Annotated in this window: 15 protein-coding genes and 2 tRNA genes; 4 read left to right on the top strand and 13 right to left on the bottom strand. The window is 70.6% G+C overall.

The genetic code is table 11. The annotated features are described in order from the left end of the window. Nucleotides 1–158: 158 nt before the first annotated feature. The 4 genes from ndk to IE275_RS07815 form a co-directional block, all read right to left on the bottom strand. Nucleotides 159–572 (bottom strand): nucleoside-diphosphate kinase, encoded by a 414-nt coding sequence (ndk, locus tag IE275_RS07800; RefSeq protein ID WP_059205347.1) that lies wholly within the window; start codon nt 570–572, stop codon nt 159–161. A gap of 78 nt (nt 573–650) precedes the next feature. Continuing rightward, the gene (locus tag IE275_RS07805) at nt 651–1,016 is read right to left on the bottom strand and encodes a DUF4233 domain-containing protein (protein WP_189709076.1); all 366 of its coding nucleotides are present in this window, start codon (nt 1,014–1,016) and stop codon (nt 651–653) included. Between the two features lie 10 nt (nt 1,017–1,026). Next, nucleotides 1,027–2,529, bottom strand: a complete 1,503-nt coding sequence (folC, locus tag IE275_RS07810) for a bifunctional tetrahydrofolate synthase/dihydrofolate synthase (protein ID WP_189709078.1) — start codon at nt 2,527–2,529, stop codon at nt 1,027–1,029. Nucleotides 2,530–2,629: 100 nt separating this feature from the next. Next, the gene (locus tag IE275_RS07815) at nt 2,630–5,254 is read right to left on the bottom strand and encodes a valine--tRNA ligase (protein WP_189709080.1); all 2,625 of its coding nucleotides are present in this window, start codon (nt 5,252–5,254) and stop codon (nt 2,630–2,632) included. Nucleotides 5,255–5,390: 136 nt separating this feature from the next. Here IE275_RS07815 and IE275_RS07820 point away from each other — a divergent pair, with 136 nt between their 5' ends. Then, nucleotides 5,391–6,383, top strand: coding sequence for a hypothetical protein (locus IE275_RS07820; protein ID WP_189709082.1), 993 nt, complete (start codon nt 5,391–5,393; stop codon nt 6,381–6,383). Nucleotides 6,384–6,472: 89 nt separating this feature from the next. Here the strand turns inward: IE275_RS07820 and clpX are convergent, their stop codons facing one another. The 5 genes from clpX to IE275_RS07845 form a co-directional block, all read right to left on the bottom strand. Next, nucleotides 6,473–7,762: an ATP-dependent Clp protease ATP-binding subunit ClpX gene (clpX, locus tag IE275_RS07825; protein WP_189709084.1), complete on the bottom strand. Its 1,290-nt coding sequence runs from the start codon at nt 7,760–7,762 to the stop codon at nt 6,473–6,475. A 180-nt stretch (nt 7,763–7,942) separates the two neighbouring features. Further along, a complete protein-coding gene (locus IE275_RS07830) occupies nt 7,943–8,623 on the bottom strand; it encodes an ATP-dependent Clp protease proteolytic subunit (protein WP_189709086.1) in 681 nt (226 codons plus the stop codon). 621 nt (nt 8,624–9,244) lie between these two features. Continuing rightward, entirely contained in the window at nt 9,245–9,853 is a 609-nt protein-coding gene (locus IE275_RS07835; RefSeq protein ID WP_189709844.1) for an ATP-dependent Clp protease proteolytic subunit, read from the bottom strand. 233 nt (nt 9,854–10,086) lie between these two features. After that, on the bottom strand, nt 10,087–11,490 hold the full coding sequence (gene tig / locus IE275_RS07840; protein ID WP_189709088.1) for a trigger factor: 1,404 nt from the start codon (nt 11,488–11,490) through the stop codon (nt 10,087–10,089). A gap of 191 nt (nt 11,491–11,681) precedes the next feature. Further along, nucleotides 11,682–11,758: transfer RNA gene (locus IE275_RS07845), tRNA-Pro, on the bottom strand. Between the two features lie 163 nt (nt 11,759–11,921). On the opposite strand from IE275_RS07845, the gene IE275_RS07850 reads away from it, so the two are divergent. After that, nucleotides 11,922–11,995, top strand: a tRNA-Gly gene (locus IE275_RS07850). Between the two features lie 68 nt (nt 11,996–12,063). Here IE275_RS07850 and IE275_RS07855 read toward each other — a convergent pair. After that, on the bottom strand, nt 12,064–12,258 hold the full coding sequence (locus tag IE275_RS07855) for a hypothetical protein (protein WP_189709090.1): 195 nt from the start codon (nt 12,256–12,258) through the stop codon (nt 12,064–12,066). 408 nt (nt 12,259–12,666) lie between these two features. Here IE275_RS07855 and IE275_RS07860 point away from each other — a divergent pair, with 408 nt between their 5' ends. Continuing rightward, nucleotides 12,667–13,827, top strand: coding sequence for an acyltransferase family protein (locus IE275_RS07860; protein ID WP_189709092.1), 1,161 nt, complete (start codon nt 12,667–12,669; stop codon nt 13,825–13,827). Nucleotides 13,828–13,855: 28 nt separating this feature from the next. On the opposite strand, the gene IE275_RS07865 is transcribed toward IE275_RS07860, so the two are convergent. Continuing rightward, nucleotides 13,856–14,323: an HD domain-containing protein gene (locus tag IE275_RS07865; protein WP_189709094.1), complete on the bottom strand. Its 468-nt coding sequence runs from the start codon at nt 14,321–14,323 to the stop codon at nt 13,856–13,858. Between the two features lie 10 nt (nt 14,324–14,333). Then, the gene (locus tag IE275_RS07870) at nt 14,334–15,518 is read right to left on the bottom strand and encodes a PP2C family protein-serine/threonine phosphatase (protein WP_189709096.1); all 1,185 of its coding nucleotides are present in this window, start codon (nt 15,516–15,518) and stop codon (nt 14,334–14,336) included. 163 nt (nt 15,519–15,681) lie between these two features. Here IE275_RS07870 and IE275_RS07875 point away from each other — a divergent pair, with 163 nt between their 5' ends. Next, on the top strand, nt 15,682–16,971 hold the full coding sequence (locus IE275_RS07875; RefSeq protein WP_189709098.1) for a GNAT family N-acetyltransferase: 1,290 nt from the start codon (nt 15,682–15,684) through the stop codon (nt 16,969–16,971). A gap of 57 nt (nt 16,972–17,028) precedes the next feature. Here the strand turns inward: IE275_RS07875 and IE275_RS07880 are convergent, their stop codons facing one another. Then, complete coding sequence (locus tag IE275_RS07880; RefSeq protein ID WP_189709100.1) at nt 17,029–17,838, bottom strand: Fpg/Nei family DNA glycosylase; 810 nt, start codon at nt 17,836–17,838, stop codon at nt 17,029–17,031. Nucleotides 17,839–17,850: the final 12 nt, after the last annotated feature.

The following is a 17,850-nucleotide window of genomic DNA, read 5'->3' on the forward strand; positions in this document are numbered from 1 at the left end:
CGAAGGACGGCCGAAAAGGTACGGCCGTCCCTGGTCGGACGCGTGGGCGAACTGACGGAGGCTCAGAAAAAACCGCGAAAAATCCGCGATCACCGGCAGTCGGCGGGCTCAGCCACGGCAGCGGTGGGCGGCCCGGGGCGCGGCCGGAACCGGAGGGCTCAGGCGCGGCCCGGGAAGAAGATCTTCACCTCGCGCTCGGCGGACTCCTCGGAGTCGGAGGCGTGGATCAGGTTCTCCCGGACGATGACGCCGAAGTCGCCGCGGATCGAACCGGGCGCGGCGGCGATCGGGTCGGTCGGGCCGGCGAGCGCGCGCACGCCCTCGATGACCCGCTCGCCCTCGACGATCAGCGCCACGACCGGGCCGGAGGCCATGAACTCCACCAGCGGCTCGTAGAACGGCTTGCCCTTGTGCTCCCCGTAGTGCTGCTCCAGTGTGTCCTGGTCCAGCGTGCGCAGCTCCAGCGCGGTGATCTGCCAGCCGGCCTTGCGCTCGATACGGCTGATGATCTCGCCGGTCAGGCCACGACGGACGGCGTCGGGCTTGAGGAGGACGAGGGTGCGCTGGCTCACGAGGGGCTCCTTACGACTGCGGGTGGGCACTACGGCCGGTGCGGTGGGACGAGATTACAGGGCGTGTCCGTGCCCCTGTCACACAGCGTCAGCGGTATCCCCCGAGGAGGCCGCGGCCTGTGCGGCGAACCGGGCCTTCGCCTCGTCGATCTTCCGGCCGTAGTGCACCGAGGCCCACCACAGACCGGCGAACAGCAGACCAAGGATGAACATCGTCGGGACGACGAAACCGGCGGCGACCAGCGCGATCTGGAGCGCCCAGCCGAGGGCCACGCCCCCGGGCCGGGTGATCACACCGCACAGCACCACGCAGAAGAACATCGCGGCCCCGCACACCGTCCACACCGTGGACATGGCCAGATCGGGGTCCTTCATGGCGACCAGTCCGGCGAAGCCGACGATGAAGAACTCGCCGATCAGGGTCGAGGAACAGAGCGTACGCATGGCTGGGGACTCAGCCCTTCCCGAGAAGCAGCCGGGCCTCGCCGACCGTGATGACGGAACCGGTGACCAGGACCCCGCCGCCGGCGAACTCGCCCTCCTCCTCGGCGAGCGTGATCGCCGCCTCCAGGGCGTCGGGCAGCCGCGGCTCGACCTGGACCCGCTCGTCGCCGAACACCTCGACGGCGATCGCGGCCAGTTCGTCCGCGTCCATCGCGCGGTGGCTGGTGTTCTGGGTGACGACGATCTCCGCGAAGATCGGCTCGAAGGCCTCCAGCAGCCCTCGTACGTTCTTGTCGCCGCTCGCGCCGACGACGCCGATCAGCCGGCTGAAGTCGAAGGCCTCGCCCACCGCCTCGGCGATGACCCGGGCGCCCGCCGGGTTGTGGGCGGCGTCCAGCACGATCGTCGGCGAGCGGCGCACGACCTCCAGCCGGCCCGGCGAGGTGACCGCGGCGAACGCCTTGCGGACGGTGTCGATGTCGAGCGGCTCGGCCCGCGCGGCCCCCACGCCGAAGAACGCCTCGACGGCGGCGAGCGCGACGGCCGCGTTGTGCGCCTGGTGGGCGCCGTGCAGCGGGAGGTACACCTCGGGGTACTCGCCGCCCAGCCCGCGCAGGGTCAGCAACTGCCCGCCGACGGCGACCTGCCGGGCGACGACGCCGAACTCCAGTCCCTCGCGGGCCACGGTCGCGTCGACCTCGACGGCCTTCTTCAGCAGCACCTGCGCCGCGTCGACCGGCTGCTGGGCCAGGATGACGGTGGCGTCCTGCTTGATGATGCCGCTCTTCTCGCCCGCGATCTCGGCCGGGGTCTCCCCCAGCCGGTCGGTGTGGTCGAGGTCGATGGGCGTGACCACGGCGACGTCGCCGTCGATGACGTTGGTGGCGTCCCAGGAGCCGCCCATCCCCACTTCCACGACGGCCACGTCGACGGGGGCGTCCGCGAACGCGGCGTACGCCATGCCCGTGAGCACCTCGAAGAAGGACAGCCGGTACTCCTGCTGCCCGTCGACCATCTCGATGTACGGCCTGATGTCCTGGTAGGTCTCGATGAACCGCTCGGCGGAGATCGGGGCGCCGTCCAGGCTGATCCGCTCGGTGATCGACTGGACGTGCGGGCTCGTGTACCGCCCGGTGCGCAGCTCGAAGGCGCCGAGGAGGGCCTCGATCATGCGGGCCGTGGACGTCTTGCCGTTGGTCCCCGTGATGTGGATCGAGGGGTACGACCGCTGCGGCTCGCCCAGCAGGTCCATCAGCGCGGCGATCCGGCGGACGGAGGGCTCCAGCTTGGTCTCGCCCCAGCGGGTGGCCAGCTCCGTCTCGACCTCGCGCAGGGCCTTGTCGACCTCGGGGTCCTCGGGGCGGCCGGGGACGTCGGCGCTCGGCCGGCCGCCCTGGGAGCGCAGGGTGCGGCTGCCGGCCTCGATGACGGCGAGATCGGGGTCTCGGTCGGTCTCGGCCTCGATGATGTCGTCGAAGGGGTCGTGGTTGCCGTTCGGGGGGAGCTCGGTCACGGGGCCAGTCTACGGAGGCGCACCGACAGACGTAGGCAAAGGCCCCCGGAACCGTCCTGGTCCCGGGGGCCTCGCCGACGTACGGGGCGCGAGACGCCCCCTAAGCCTTCGGCAGGCGCTCCAGCTGGGTCTCGATGCGGGCGATGTCCTCGTCCGCCTTGGCGAGCCGGGTGCGGATCTTGTCCACGACGTTGTCCGGGGCCTTCGCGAGGAACGCCTCGTTGCCGAGCTTGGCCTCGGCCTGCTGGCGCTCCTTCTGCGCCGCCGCGAGGTCCTTCGCGAGGCGCTTGCGCTCGGCGGCCACGTCGATCGTGCCGGACAGGTCCAGCGCGACGGTGGCGCCCGCGACCGGCAGGGTCGCCGTGGCGGAGAAGGCCTCGCCCTCCGGCTGGAGGCGGAGCAGCTGGCGGATCGCCGCCTCGTGCGCCGCGAACGGCGTGCCGTCCAGCTCCAGCCGGGCCGGGACCCGCTGGCCGGGCTGGAGGCCCTGGTCGGCGCGGAACCGGCGGACCTCGGTGACCACCGACTGAAGGCTCTCGATCTCCCGCTCGGCGTCGGCGTCCCGGAAGCCCGAGTCGGTCGGCCACGGGGCGACGACGATCGACTCGCCGCCGGTCAGCGTGGTCCACAGGGTCTCGGTGACGAACGGGACCACCGGGTGCAGCAGCTTCAGCGTGACGTCGAGGACCTCGCCGAGGACCCGCTTGCTGACCTCGGCCGCCTCGCCGCCCGCCTGGAACGTGGTCTTGGACAGCTCGACGTACCAGTCGAAGACCTCGTCCCACGCGAAGTGGAACAGCGCGTCGGAGAGCTTCGCGAACTGGAAGTCCTCGTAGAGCGCGTCGACTTCGGCGACGACGGAGTTGAGGCGGGAGAGGATCCAGCGGTCGGTCGCCGACAGGGCGGCGGCGTCCGGCAGCGGGCCCTCGACCGTGGCGCCGTTCATCAGCGCGAAGCGGGTCGCGTTCCAGATCTTGTTGGCGAAGTTGCGGGAGCCCTGGACCCAGTCCTCGCCGATCGGGACGTCGACGCCGGGGTTGGCGCCGCGCGCGAGGGTGAACCGGAGCGCGTCGGAGCCGTACTTGTCCATCCAGTCCAGCGGGTTGACCGCGTTGCCGAAGGACTTCGACATCTTCTTGCCGAACTGGTCGCGGACCATGCCGTGCAGGGCGATGGTGTGGAACGGCGGGGTGCCGTCCATCGCGTACAGGCCGAACATCATCATCCGGGCGACCCAGAAGAAGAGGATGTCGTAGCCGGTGACCAGGACGGAGTTCGGGTAGAACTTCGCGAGGCTGTCGGTCTGTTCGGGCCAGCCGAGCGTGGAGAACGGCCACAGGCCGGAGGAGAACCAGGTGTCCAGGACGTCGGTGTCCTGGTGCCAGCCCTCACCGGTCGGGGCCTCGTCGTCGGGGCCGACACAGACGACCTCGCCGTTCGGGCCGTACCAGACCGGGATGCGGTGGCCCCACCACAACTGCCGCGAGATGCACCAGTCGTGGAGGTTGTCGACCCAGTCGAAGTACCGCTTCTCCATCTCCTGCGGGTGGATCTTGACCCGGCCGTCGCGGACCGCGTCACCGGCGGCCTTGGCGAGCGGGCCGACCTTGACCCACCACTGCATGGACAGCCGCGGCTCGATGGTGGTCTTGCAGCGCGAGCAGTGGCCGACGGAGTGGGAGTACGGCCGCTTCTCGGCGACGATCCGGCCCTCGGCGCGCAGGGCGGCGACGATGGCGGAGCGGGCCTCCAGGCGGTCCAGGCCCTGGAAGGGGCCGTGGGCCGTGATGACCGCGTGCTCGTCCATGACGGTGAGCGACGGCAGGTTGTGGCGCTGGCCGATCTCGAAGTCGTTCGGGTCGTGGGCCGGGGTGACCTTGACCGCGCCGGTGCCGAACTCCGGGTCGACGTGGGTGTCGGCGACGACCGGGATGGAGCGGTCGGTGAGCGGCAGCCGGATCTGCTTGCCGATCAGGTGCCGGTAGCGCTCGTCGTCGGGGTGGACGGCGACGGCCGTGTCACCGAGCATCGTCTCGGCGCGGGTCGTGGCGACGACGATGGTGTCGTCCCCCTCGCCGTACTTCATGGAGACGAGCTCGCCGTCGTCGTCCTGGTACTCCACCTCGATGTCGGAGATGGCGGTGAGGCAGCGGGGGCACCAGTTGATGATGCGCTCGGCGCGGTAGATCAGCTCGTCGTCGTAGAGCCGCTTGAAGATGGTCTGGACGGCCTGGGAGAGCCCTTCGTCCATGGTGAAGCGCTCGCGGGACCAGGCGACGCCGTCGCCGAGGCGGCGCATCTGGCCGCTGATCTGGCCGCCGGACTCGCCCTTCCACTGCCAGACGCGCTCGACGAACGCCTCACGGCCCAGGTCGTGGCGGGACTTGCCCTCCTTGCCCAGTTCGCGCTCGACGACGTTCTGCGTGGCGATGCCGGCGTGGTCCATGCCGGGCTGCCACAGCGTCTCGTACCCCTGCATGCGCTTGCGGCGGGTCAGGGCGTCGATGAGCGTGTGCTCGAAGGCGTGCCCGAGGTGCAGGCTGCCGGTGACGTTCGGCGGCGGGATGACGACGGTGTACGGAGGCTTGTCGCTCTTGGCGTCGGCCTCGAAGTAACCGCGCTCTACCCAGCGCTCGTACAGCGGCCCCTCTACATCGGCCGGCGCGTACTGGGTCGGCAGTTCGGTGTGGGGCGCTGATGGCTGCTGCTGAGCGTTCTCGGTCACGGGGCCAGTTTAGGGGTGTCACGGCGCCGTCCCGAAACGTGTTTGCTCTGTAACGGTAGGGGCCCCGCCGCTCTGAGCCTGTTGCCTTTGAGCCAGGATGTGAAAATCACATAAGCATCTGGAGGGGAACCCAGAGATGAGTCACAACCAGCCGGGCCCGTACGGCGGGCAGCCCCAGCAGCCCGGACCGTACGGCCAGCCCGGCCCGTACGGCCAGCCGCCGCAGGCACCCCAGCCCGGCTACGGCTACCCCCAGCAGCCCCCGGCCCCGCAGCCCGGCTACGGCTACCCCGCGCAGCCCCCGCAGGGCGTACCCCCGCAGACCCCGCCCTACGGCCAGCAGCCCGGGTACGGCCAGCAGCCGCCGTACGGCCAGCCCCCGTACGGCCAGGCCCCCTACGGCATGCCCCAGCCCCCGGCGCCGGGCGGCGGCAGGAAGAAGACCGGCATCATCCTCGGCTCGGTCGCGGTCGTCGCGGCGATCGCGGTGGCCGGCTACTTCGTCCTGAGCGGCAGCAGCGGCGCGGCCGGCCTGGAGGACGACGGCGCGCACAAGATCGCCACGCCGACGACCCTGCTCACGGACTACAAGCGGGTCTCCGACGACGGCGCCAGCAGCGGCGACGACTCGGCCAGCGAGCTGGAGAAGAGCGGCGTGAAGGACGCCAAGACGGCTCTCGGCATCTACTCGACGGCGGACCTCAGCGGCTACGACCCCGACGACCCGAGCACGATTCCCGACCAGAGCGAGCTGGCCACCGCCAAGGGCATCACCTTCGTCGGCGCCTACGGCAAGATCGCCGATCCCGAGCAGGCGCTGGACACCTTCTTCGCCAACTTCAAGAAGTCGTCCGAGGAGTCCTCCTCCTCCGACGGCTCCACCACCCCCAAGACCGAACTGGTCGGCGAGCCCGAGGACGCCGACATCGACGGCGCGGTCATGAAGTGCCAGGCCGCCAAGGGCACCGACACCACCACCAAGCAGGCGAAGACCGACTGGTTCTGCGCCTGGGCCGACTACAGCACCATCGTCATGGTGTCGCCCGGCGACACCACCAAGGGCATCACCAAGGACGTGGCGATCGACGTCACCACCAAGGTGCGCTCGGAGGTCCGCGTCAAGGCGTAGCCCGCACGCGTTCCCGCACCACGTCGAAGGGGCCCCGGTCGGTCGACCGGGGCCCCTTCGATGCGGTGTTCGGCGTGTGGTGCCGTCGGCTACGCCGTCTTCTGCTCGCCCGGGCCCCGGCCGCCCCGCGCCTCGCGGGGGATCAGGGTCGGGTTGACGTTGGAGTGGACGACGTCGGCGGTGATGACCACGCGGGCCACGTCCTTGCGGGACGGGACCTCGTACATCACCGACATCAGGACCTCCTCCATGATGGCGCGCAGGCCGCGGGCGCCGGTCTGGCGGAGGATGGCCTGGTCGGCGATGGCCTCCAGGGCCTCGCGCTCGAAGTCCAGCTCCACGCCGTCGAGTTCGAAGAGGCGCTGGTACTGCTTCACCAGCGCGTTGCGCGGCTCGATGAGGATCTGGAGCAGGGCCTCGCGGTCCAGGTTGTGCACCGAGGTGATGACCGGGAGACGGCCGATGAACTCGGGGATCATGCCGAACTTGACCAGGTCCTCCGGCATGACGGCCTCGAACTGGTCCTTGGCCTCCAGCTCGCGCTTGGAGCGGATCGTCGCGCCGAAGCCGATGCCCTTGGCGCCGGCCCGGGTCTCGATGATCTTCTCCAGACCGGAGAAGGCACCGCCCACGATGAACAGGACGTTCGTCGTGTCGATCTGGATGAACTCCTGGTGCGGGTGCTTGCGGCCGCCCTGCGGCGGGACGGAGGCCGTGGTGCCCTCAAGGATCTTCAGCAGGGCCTGCTGCACACCCTCGCCGGACACATCGCGCGTGATCGACGGGTTCTCGCTCTTGCGGGCGACCTTGTCGATCTCGTCGATGTAGATGATGCCGGTCTCGGCCTTCTTGACGTCGTAGTCGGCGGCCTGGATCAGCTTCAGCAGGATGTTCTCGACGTCCTCGCCGACGTAACCGGCCTCGGTGAGCGCCGTGGCGTCGGCGATGGCGAACGGAACGTTCAGCATGCGCGCGAGGGTCTGGGCGAGGAGCGTCTTGCCCGAGCCCGTGGGGCCGAGCAGGAGGATGTTGGACTTCGCCAACTCGATGGCGTCCTCGCGGCTTTGGCCGCCGCCGTTCTCACCGGCCTGGACCCGCTTGTAGTGGTTGTACACCGCGACGGAGAGGGCCTTCTTCGCGGGCTCCTGGCCGACGACGTACCCCTCCAGGAACTCGTAGATCTCGCGGGGCTTGGGCAGTTCCTCCCAGCGCACCTCGCTCGTCTCCGCGAGCTCCTCCTCGATGATCTCGTTGCAGAGATCGATGCACTCGTCGCAGATGTACACACCGGGCCCTGCGATGAGCTTCTTGACCTGCTTCTGGCTCTTGCCACAGAACGAGCACTTGAGCAGATCGCCGCCGTCACCGATGCGTGCCACGGTGTGCTTCCCCTTCGCCTGGGAGACGACTGGACGCTTTCGAATCCAGCGGCTCCTGGTGCTGCCTTATTCCGACGGTACCTTGCCGGGACCCCCGTTCGGGCCCCCCTTGGCACGGTTCACTTCCACGTGGACCGTGTCACACCGTGCCAAGGGGTACGGACGAGAGCGCCCCGTGCGTCAACGCAGTGAGTTGTTGTTCATCTTCCGGGTGGAGATGATCTGGTCGATCAGGCCGTACGACAGCGCGTCCTCGGCCGTGAGGATCTTGTCGCGCTCGATGTCCTCGCGGATCTTCTCGATCGGCGTGGTCGAGTGCTTGGCCAGCATGTCCTCCAGCTGCGAGCGCATCCGGAGGATTTCGTTGGCGGCGATCTCCAGGTCGGAGACCTGACCGCGGCCGGTCTCGCTGTACGGCTGGTGGATCAGCACCCGGGCGTTCGGCAGCGCCATGCGCTTGCCCGGCGTACCGGCGGCCAGCAGGATCGCGGCGGCGGAGGCCGCCTGGCCCATGCAGACCGTCTGGATGTCGGGCTTCACGAACTGCATCGTGTCGTAGATCGCGGTCAGCGCCGTGAAGGAGCCGCCGGGGCTGTTGATGTAGACCGAGATGTCGCGGTCGGGGTCCATCGACTCCAGGCACAGCAGCTGCGCCATGACGTCGTTGGCGGAGGCGTCGTCGATCTGCACGCCGAGGAAGATCACGCGCTCCTCGAAGAGCTTCGCGTACGGGTCGTACTCGCGGATGCCCTGCGAGGTGCGCTCCACGAAGCGCGGGATGACGTAGCGGGACTCGGCTCGGGGACCGGTGTACTCGGCCGCCGTACGGGCGTAGAGGCCGCTGCCGGGGAAGTCGTTCACGGTGTCTCCTGGAAAGGGGCTGGGGCGGTGGCTGGAGGGGCTGGGCGGGGCTTGTCGACGGCGGTGTCCGGGCGGGTCCTCGCGGGGCTTCGGCCGGCCTGCGGGGCCCTGGGGTCCCGAGGGCCTGACGGCCGCTGCCGGGCCTCGTGAGCCCTGCGGGGCCGTCGGGGCGTCTCCGGGGCCGTGGAGGCCCTGGCGACCCGCCTCACGGCGGCCTCGCGGGGTTCGCGGGGTCCGGCGGGGCCGTGGCGGCCCTGCCGGGCTGCGCGGCCCTTGCGGGGCTGCGTTGCCCTTGCGGGGGCCGTGCGACCCTGCGGCCGCTGCGGCCTGCGCGGGGCCGCAGCGGCCCGCCCGGGTCGTCGCGCGACCCCTGCGGAGCTGTGCGGCCCGCTGCCGGACCGTGCGGCCCGTGCGGGGTGCGGCCCTGCGGAGGCCCGGCGGCCCTGCCGGGGCTGCGAGGCCCTTGCGAGGTTTCCGCGGGCCCTGCCGGACCGCTCGGACCTGCGGGGCCTCACGGCCTTCGCGGTGCCCTGCGGCCCTGCCGGGCCGGGTGGCCCTGCCGGAGGCGGTCGTGCGGATCCCCGGTCGGGGGACCTGCGCGGCCCTGCCGTCGGGTGTGGCTTACGCCGCCCCGGTGCCGCCACCGCCCGGCATGCCGGCGGCCGTCGGAATCACGTCGTCGATGAGGCCGTACTCCTTGGCCTCGAAGGCGTCGAACCAGCGGTCGCGGTCCGAGTCACGGGTGACCTGCTCGACCGTCTGGCCGGTGTGCTGCGAGGTCAGCTCGGCCATGCGCTTCTTGGTGTGCAGCAGCCGCTCGGCGTGGATCTTGATGTCCGAGGCCGAGCCGGCCAGGCCGGCCGAGGGCTGGTGGATCAGGATCTCGGCGTTCGGCAGGGCGAAGCGCTTGCCGGGCGTGCCCGCGCTGAGCAGGAACTGGCCCATCGAGGCCGCGAGGCCCATGGCGATGGTCACCACGTCGTTCTTGATGAACTGCATGGTGTCGTAGATCGCCATACCGGCCGTGATCGAACCGCCGGGGCTGTTGATGTAGAGGTAGATGTCCTTGTCCGGGTCGGCGGCAAGGAGCAGCAGCTGTGCGGTGATCTTGTTGGCGATGTCGTCGTCGACCGGCTGGCCGAGGAAGATGATCCGCTCGCCGAGCAGCCGGTTGTAGACCTGGTCGCCGAGGCCACCACCGATGGAAGGCTCGCCGGCGGCATAGGGCATCAGATTCGTCACGTATCCACCTGCTCGTCTTACGACGGCGCCGGGCCGTCTCACGTGTACTGCCGGGGGCAACGGGGACTCCCCTGCCCTCGTATTCATGGACCCTAACGCGCGGGTCCCTTCGGAGAATCCCGGAGAGGTGAGTGTTCGCCGGGGGCGTAGCGGCCCCGGACGGGAACGGGCCCCGGAACACAAGGTTCCGGGGCCCGTCGCACAAGCGTCGGAGACGAGGCTCAGGCCTCGTTCTTCTCCTCGGCGGAGTCGGAGGCCTCGACGGCGCCCTCGACGGCCTCGACCGTCTCGGTGGCGGCCTCGACCTCGTCCTCGTCGTCGAGGTCGATGACCTCGCCGTTGGTGTCCTTCACCGTGGCGGCCTCGACGACCAGCGCCAGGGCCTTGCCGCGGGCGACCTCGCCGACGAGCAGCGGAACCTGGCCGCCCTCGACGACCGCCTGGGCGAACTGGTCGGGGGACATGCCCGAGGAAGCGGCACGGCGCATGAGGTGCTCGGTGAGCTCCTCCTGGTTGACGTTCAGCTGCTCGCGCTTGACCAGCTCGTCCAGGACGAACTGGGTCTTGATGCCCTTGACCGCGGCCTCACGGGTCTCGGTCTCGAACTCTTCCTCGGTCTTGCCCTGGATCTCCAGGTACTTCGCGAGGTCGAGGCCCATCTGGCCGAGCTGGTGGTGCTCCAGGTTGTGCTTGCGGGTGTTGACCTCGTCCTCGAGCAGCTTCTCGGGGACGGGCACCTCGACGAGCTCCAGCAGCTTCTCCAGGACGCGCTCCTGGGCCTGCGTGGCCTGGTCGTACTGCTTCATGTTCTCGAGGCGCTTGCGGCTGTCCGCCTTCAGCTCGTCGAGGGTGTCGAACTCGGAGGCGAGCTGGGCGAACTCGTCGTCCAGCTCCGGCAGCTCGCGCGCGGCGACCTGGGTGACCTTGACGGAGACCTCGGCCTCCTTGCCGGCCGCCGAGCCGCCCTTGAGTTCGGAGGTGAAGGTGGCCTCGCCACCGGCCTCCAGGCCCTTCACGGCGTCGTCGATGCCGTCCAGCAGCTCACCGGAGCCGATGGTGTAGGAGACACCGCTGGCGATGCCGTCCTCCAGGACCTCGCCGTCGACCTTGGCCTCGAGGTCCACGGTCACGACGTCGCCGTCCTCGGAGGCGCGCTCGACCGGGGAGGTGGAGGCGAAGCGCTCACGGAGCTGCTCGACGGACTTGTCGATGTCGTCCTCGGTCACCTCGACCGCGTCGACCTCGACCTCGATGGAGGAGAAGTCCTCGGGGAGCTCCAGGGCGGGACGGATGTCGACCTCGGCGGTGAAGTTCAGCGTCTCGCCGTCCTTCAGCTCGGTGATGTCGACCTCGGGCTGGCCGAGGACGTCGATCTCCGCCTCGTTGACGGCCTCCGTGTAGAACTTCGGCAGCGCGTCGTTGACGGCCTCCTCCAGCACCGCACCGCGGCCGAACCGCTGGTCGATGACCCGGGCAGGGATCTTGCCCTTACGGAAACCCTTCACCGAGACCTGCTGGTTGATCTTCTTGTACGCCGCGTCGAGGCTGTCCTTGAGCTCCTCGAAGGGCACCTCGACAGTGAGCCGAACCCGAGTCGGGTTCAGGGTCTCCACGGCGCTCTTCACGGTTCGGTCTCCTTGTGGCTGACTGCTTGGTTTTCGCCGGGGCCTGACAGGTCCGGCGATTCGTCGCCCGGGGGAGTTCGTGGGCCGGAAGGCCGGGCACGGACACACGGGCGCGCAGCTTGCATAGTAACCGCAGCGGCCGGGCCGCCCAAAGACGATCACCGGCCGGGCGCACTCCGTGATCGCGCAGGTGGTCGGGGTGGCGGGATTTGAACCCACGGCCTTCCGCTCCCAAAGCGGACGCGCTACCAAGCTGCGCCACACCCCGTGGTGCGACACGTAGGGTACATGCCCACAAGCCCCCTGACCGCCCCTTTCGGGGAGCGCGCGGGGGCACGACGGCGCGGGCCCGGAACGGGGTGTGCGGGCGAGGCGGCCGACCCGCTACGATGCGTGCAGTGCCGCGGTCACCCGGTGTGCGGCACGCCTGTGCGGGCGTAGCTCAATGGTAGAGCCCTAGTCTTCCAAACTAGCTACGCGGGTTCGATTCCCGTCGCCCGCTCCATACGCCCGAGGCCCGGGCGGAGGCCGACTCCTCCGCCCGGGCCTTCGGCGTTCCCCGGCCGGCGTTCCTCAGAAGCTGATCGAGTTGATCGTGTCCGCGAGCGAGTCGAGGAAACGGTTGATCGACGGCGCCATGCCGGTCGAGGCGAGGAAGAATCCGAACAGGACGGCGACGATGGCGGGGCCGGCCTTGATGTTGCCGCCCCGGATCAGCACCACCAGGATGATCGCCAACAGCAGCACCACTGACAGTGAAATGGCCACACTGATCACACCCTCGGTCGGTCCGCACTCCCGGCCCGGGGACGCAGCGCCGCGCACCCCCGCCAGAGACCATGGTGCCACCAACCCGGCCTCCCTATGCGGCTCGTGACACATCATTGCCCCGTCGCCCGGGCGCGCGTACCCCGCACAGCAATTCGAAGCCCACCCCCCACAGGGAATTGAGGGAGATCGTTTCCCGCTCCACACAACACGCGCGCAGGGAATTCGAATTGTGGACACAGGTACCTCAACACCCCACCCCCAGAGGACGTTATGTACCTTTTAGTCTAGATGAATCGTGACATCCAGGACATCAACTCCGGTGAATATCGGGGTACCCGCAGCCAATAACCAGGAATGACCTCGGTTGTTTTACGCATAGCCACAGACAACGCTAGGGTGCTTCAGATGTTCCACGCCGCTTCGTCTCCCGTGACTAGTCCGCGCTCCCCCCTGGGCGAGAAAGATCAGCACCACCGGCCCCAGGACAGACAGTCCAAGCGGCGTGACGCGTTCTTCGACAACGCCAAGTACCTGGCGATCGTCCTGGTGGCCGTGGCCCACTCCTGGGAGCCGCTCAAGGGCGACAGCCGGGTGCTCCAGGCCGCCTACATGGTCGTGTACGCGTTCCACATGCCGGCGTTCATCGTCATCTCCGGGTTCTTCTCCCGCGGCTTCGACGCGAGCCCCGGCAAGCTCGGGCGGCTGGTCACCGGGATCGCCGTGCCGTACGTCGTCTTCGAGACCGCCTACTCGCTCTTCAAGCGCTACGTCGACGACTCCCCCGGCCAGGAGCTCAGCCTCCTCGACCCCTACTACCTGACCTGGTTCCTGGTCGCGCTCTTCATCTGGCGGCTCACCACACCCCTGTGGAAGACCGTCCGCCATCCGCTGCCGGTGGCGCTGGGCGTCGCCGCGCTGGCGTCCGTCAGCCCGGACATCGGCGACGACCTCGACCTCCAGCGGGTCCTTCAGTTCCTGCCGTTCTTCGTGCTGGGCCTGTGCCTGCGGCCGGAGCACTTCCGGCTGGTGCGCCGCCGCTCGGTGCGGATCGCGGCCGTGCCGGTGTTCGCCGTCGCGCTGGCCTTCGCCTGGTGGGCGGTGCCGCGGATGAACGGCGCCTGGTTCTACCACCGCGACGCCGCGCAGGAGATGGGCGCACCCTGGTGGGCCGGGCCCGTCATGCAGCTCGCGCTGTTCGGCTGCTCCCTGGTGCTGACGGCCTGCTTCTTCTCCTGGGTCCCGGGCCGCACCCTGTGGTGCACGGCCCTCGGCGCGGGCACCCTGTACGGCTATCTGCTGCACGGCTTCCTGCTGAAGGGCGCCGACTACCGCGGCTGGTTCGACCAGGCCTGGCTGCACCGGCCGCTCGGTGAGATCGCCGTCAGCGCGGCCGTGGCCGTCGCCGTCACCCTGCTGTGCACGCCGCCCGTCCAGCGGGTCTTCCGGTTCGTCATGGAGCCCCGGATGGAGTGGGCCTTCAAACGGGACGCGGCCGAGCTGGCACGGGAACGCGAGAAGGCGGGCGAGCGGGAGCGGGAACGGCGCGGCGAGAAGGTCAGCGCCTAGGACGCCTGTCCGGGCCGGGTCCCGGGCGTCAAGGTCCCGGGCGTCGGTCGACGGGCCCGGGCGGCAGGCCGAGAAGGGCGCGCATCCGGGCGTACTTCTCGGTCAGCCGGGTCCGGGTCGGCTCGTCCAGGACCGCGAGGCGGGCCGGGTCCGCGTTGTGCGCGAGGTCCGCCTCCTTCACCAGCAGCGCGCCGGGGGTCGCGAGGATCCGGGCCGCGTACGCCCGCGGCGGCTCGCCCGCCCGTTTGGTGACCGCCAGGACGATTCGCTTCGTACGGTCGCTCAGCGCGGCCGCGCACAGCCACTCCCCGGTCAGGGCGTCGTCCTCGACGGAGTCGTGCAGCCAGGCCGCGGCGATCTGCTCGTCGTCGCCGCCGCGGGACCGTACGCCCTCGGCGACCGCGTGCAGGTGCTCGGCGTAGGGGCGGCCCGCCTTGTCGGTCTGGCCCTCGTGGGCGGCGCGGGCGAGGGTCTCGACCTCGGCCAGGGTGAGCATGCGGATCCCCTCAGGAGAGCAGGGCCGGCTGGGACGTCGGGCCCTCGCGGCAGACCAGCAGCAGGGCACGGTCGTCGTTGACGTCCTTGGCGACCGCCTCGATCAGATGCCAGGCGGCGCCCTGGAAGCCGCCGGCGACATAGCGGTCGGCCTCGCCGGTGAGCCGGTCGATGCCCTCGACGATGTCCCGGTCGGAGGTCTCCACCAGGCCGTCGGTGAACAGCATGAGCACGTCACCGGGGCGCAGCGACCCCTTCACGGGGTCGAACTGGGCGCCCTCGTAGACGCCGAGCAGCGGCCCCTCGGCCGCCTTCTCCTCCCAGCGGCCGCTGCCGGCGCTGAGCTGGAGGCCCGGCGGGTGCCCGGCGGAGTACAGCTCGTAGTCCCCGGAGTCGAGGTCGAGAACGAGGTGGATGGAGGTCGCGAAGCCCTCGTCCCAGTCCTGGCGGAGCAGATAGCCGTTGGCGGCCGGGAGGAAGGCGTGCGGCGGCAGCGAGCCGAGCAGGCCGCCGAAGGCGCCGGACAGCAGCAGGGCCCGGGAGCCCGCGTCCATGCCCTTGCCGGAGACGTCGGTGAGGACGACCTCCATGGTGCGGCCGCCGTTCGTACGGGCCGCGACGACGAAGTCACCGGAGAACGACTGGCCGCCGGCCGGCCGCAGGGCCATCTCCCGGTGCCAGCCCTGCGGCAGCTTCGGGAGCTTGCTCTGCACCCGGATCCGTTCGCGCAGGTCGAAGAGCATGGTGCCGCCGCGCCGCCAGGGCACGCCGACCCGGCTGCGGAACTGGGCGATGAGCAGACCGAAGAAACCGCATGCGGCGACGACCAGGACGACGCCCGGGGTGACCCGGGACGGGCCCTGCGTGTACGGGCCCAGCTGGACCGACTCCACGATCAGTGCCGTGGCCGCGGCGGCGTAGAGGCTGAGCAGGCTCGACGGGCGCAGCAGCAGGCCGCCGGCGACGATCGGCAGGACCAGGGCGGCCGGGGAGCACCACACCGAGTTGGCGAGGGTGGTGGCCGCGATCAGCGGAACGGTGAGCAGCAGCAGGGCCAGCGCGATCCAGTCCGAGCCGTCACCGCGGAAGTAGTCCACGGCGCTTCTGCGCACGCCGGTGCGGACCCGGTGCATCCAGTGCTTCAACCGGGCCGTCGACGTTTCGGCTTCCGCTCGCCGCTGTCGTCCTGATGCCATTAGTTCGGGACCCTATCCATCCAACCCGCCGCTTGGCACGGGAGGTCCCACTTGTCCCCCGTCCGAGCTTCAACTTCACAGTGAACTTCACGGAAAGCGCTCGCGTCGCCAGGAGAGAGAAATTTGCTGGCTCGTCCCGCAATGTGCTGCTAGGCATGGACCCATGACGACAGGTGCGACCACTGCGGGTACGACGACACGGCCGGCGGGGCGGGCGACCTCTTCCGCGGCCGAGCTGCGGACGCTGCGGCAGGACGATTGGGACAGCTGGTACGACACCCTGCTGCGGGCGTTCGGCGGGGTCTCGGAGTCGGCCGAGGAACGGGAGCTGTGGCGGGCGCTCACGGTGTGCGAGCGGTCCGTCGGTGCGTGGGACGGCGAGCGGGTGGTGGGCACCGCCGGGGCGTTCGGCTTCCGGCTGACCGTGCCGGGCGGGGCGTCCGTGCCGGCGGCCGGGGTGACGATGGTCGGGGTGAGCCAGACGCACCGGCGGCGCGGGCTGCTCACGGCGATGATGCGGCGGCAGCTGGACGACGTACGGGCCTGGGGCGAGCCGCTGGCCGTCCTCACCGCCTCCGAGCCCATGATCTACGGCCGGTTCGGGTACGACGCGGCGACGTTCGGGCTGCACGCCGAGATCGACACGAGCCGGGTGCGGCTGTCCGCGCCGGCCGGGGTGGACGACGTACGGCTGCGGTACGCGGATCCCGTCGCGGAGCTGGACGTGTGCGAGGCCGTGTACGCGCGGACGGTGGCCGGGCGGCCCGGGATGCTGGCCCGGCTGCCCGGGTGGGAGCGGCTCGGGGTGCTGGAGGCGGAGACCGAGCGGGACGGCGCGTCGGCGCTCCAGTGCGTGGTCGCCGAGCGGGACGGCGAGGTGACCGGGTACGCCCGTTTCCGGGTCCGGCCGGAGTGGACGGACACCGGGCACAACGGCCAGGTGCTGCTCCAGGATCTGGCGGGGGTCGATCCGGTCACGGACGCGGCCCTGTGGCGGTTCCTGTTCGGGATCGATCTGACGACCTCGCTGAAGGTGCGGGGGCGGCCGCTGGACGAGGCGTGGCGGTACCAGGTGTCGGACGTCCGCCGCTGCCGGCTGCGGGTGCGGGACTCCCTGCACGTACGGCTGGTGGACGTGGGCGCGGCTCTCCAGGCGCGGACCTACCAGGCGCCGGTGGATGTGGTGTTGGAGGTCGAGGACGCCTTCTGCCCCTGGAACGAGGGGCGTTGGCGGCTGACCGGCGACGCCCGGGGCGCGGCGTGCGGGCGTACCGCGGACGCAGCCGATCTCGCCCTGTCGGTACGGGAGTTGGGGGCGGCGTATCTCGGCGGGGTGAGCCTGGCCGCGCTGGCCGCGGCGGGGCGGGTGCGGGAGCTGCGGCCGGGGGCGCTGGCGGCGGCGGCCGTGGGCTTCGGGGCACCGACGGCCCCGTGGCTGCCGCACGGCTTCTGAGGCCGTGTCCGCAAGGTCCCGTCCGGCTCGCGGTGCCCGGCACGACCCGGGACGCCGTCAGTCCTGCTGGCAGGTGGGGCACCAGAAGAGGTTGCGGGCGGCGAGGTCGGCGGTGCGGACCGGGTCGCCGCAGAGGTGGCAGGGCTGGTGGGCGCGGCGGTAGACGTACACCTCGCCGCCGTGGTCGTCGACGCGGGGCGGGCGGCCCATCGCCTCGGGGGTGTGCTCGGGGCGGACGGTGTCGATGCGGTTGTTGCGGACGCCCTCGCGCATGAGGGCGACGAGGTCGGCCCAGATCGCGTCCCACTCGGCGGGGGTGAGGTCCCGGCCCGGGCGGTAGGGGTCGATGCCGTGCCGGAAGAGGACCTCGGCGCGGTAGACGTTGCCGACGCCGGCGATGATCTTCTGGTCCATGAGGAGGGCGGCGATCGTGGTCCGGCTGCGGGAGACGCGGACGTAGGCCCGCGAGGGGTCGGCGTCGGCGCGCAGCGGGTCGGGGCCGAGGCGGGCGTGCACGGCCCGCTTCTCGGCGTCCGTGATGAGGGCGCAGGCGGTGGGCCCGCGCAGGTCGACGTAGCCGGTGTCGCCGGCGAGGCGCAGGCGGACGGTGTCCGTGGGCGGGGGCGCGGGGGCGTCGCCGAAGGTGACCTTGCCGAAGAGGCCGAGGTGGATGTGGACCCACTCGCCGTCCCGGAAGCCGAGGAAGAGGTGCTTGCCGTGGGCCTCGGTCCGGGTGAGCCCGACGCCGTCCAGGAGTGCGGCGGCGTCGGAGAACTTCCCCTGGGGGCTGGTCACGCGCGGTGCGGTGCCGGCGAAGCGGTCGGCGTAGTCCGCCGCCAGCCGGTGGATCGTGTGCCCCTCTGGCACGGTGCGTGTTCC

The sequence above is a fragment of the Streptomyces phaeofaciens genome, assembly GCF_014648915.1.
Lineage (GTDB): Bacteria > Actinomycetota > Actinomycetes > Streptomycetales > Streptomycetaceae > Streptomyces > Streptomyces phaeofaciens.

Coding starts and splice junctions, on each gene's coding strand:
- IE275_RS07805 (WP_189709076.1), bottom strand. CDS start 1,016: ATGCGTACGCTCTGTTCCTCGACCCTGATCGGCGAGTTCTTCATCGTC.
- IE275_RS07820 (WP_189709082.1), top strand. CDS start 5,391: ATGAGTCACAACCAGCCGGGCCCGTACGGCGGGCAGCCCCAGCAGCCC.
- IE275_RS07835 (WP_189709844.1), bottom strand. CDS start 9,853: ATGCCCTATGCCGCCGGCGAGCCTTCCATCGGTGGTGGCCTCGGCGAC.
- IE275_RS07860 (WP_189709092.1), top strand. CDS start 12,667: ATGTTCCACGCCGCTTCGTCTCCCGTGACTAGTCCGCGCTCCCCCCTG.
- IE275_RS07865 (WP_189709094.1), bottom strand. CDS start 14,323: ATGCTCACCCTGGCCGAGGTCGAGACCCTCGCCCGCGCCGCCCACGAG.
- IE275_RS07870 (WP_189709096.1), bottom strand. CDS start 15,518: ATGGCATCAGGACGACAGCGGCGAGCGGAAGCCGAAACGTCGACGGCC.
- IE275_RS07875 (WP_189709098.1), top strand. CDS start 15,682: ATGACGACAGGTGCGACCACTGCGGGTACGACGACACGGCCGGCGGGG.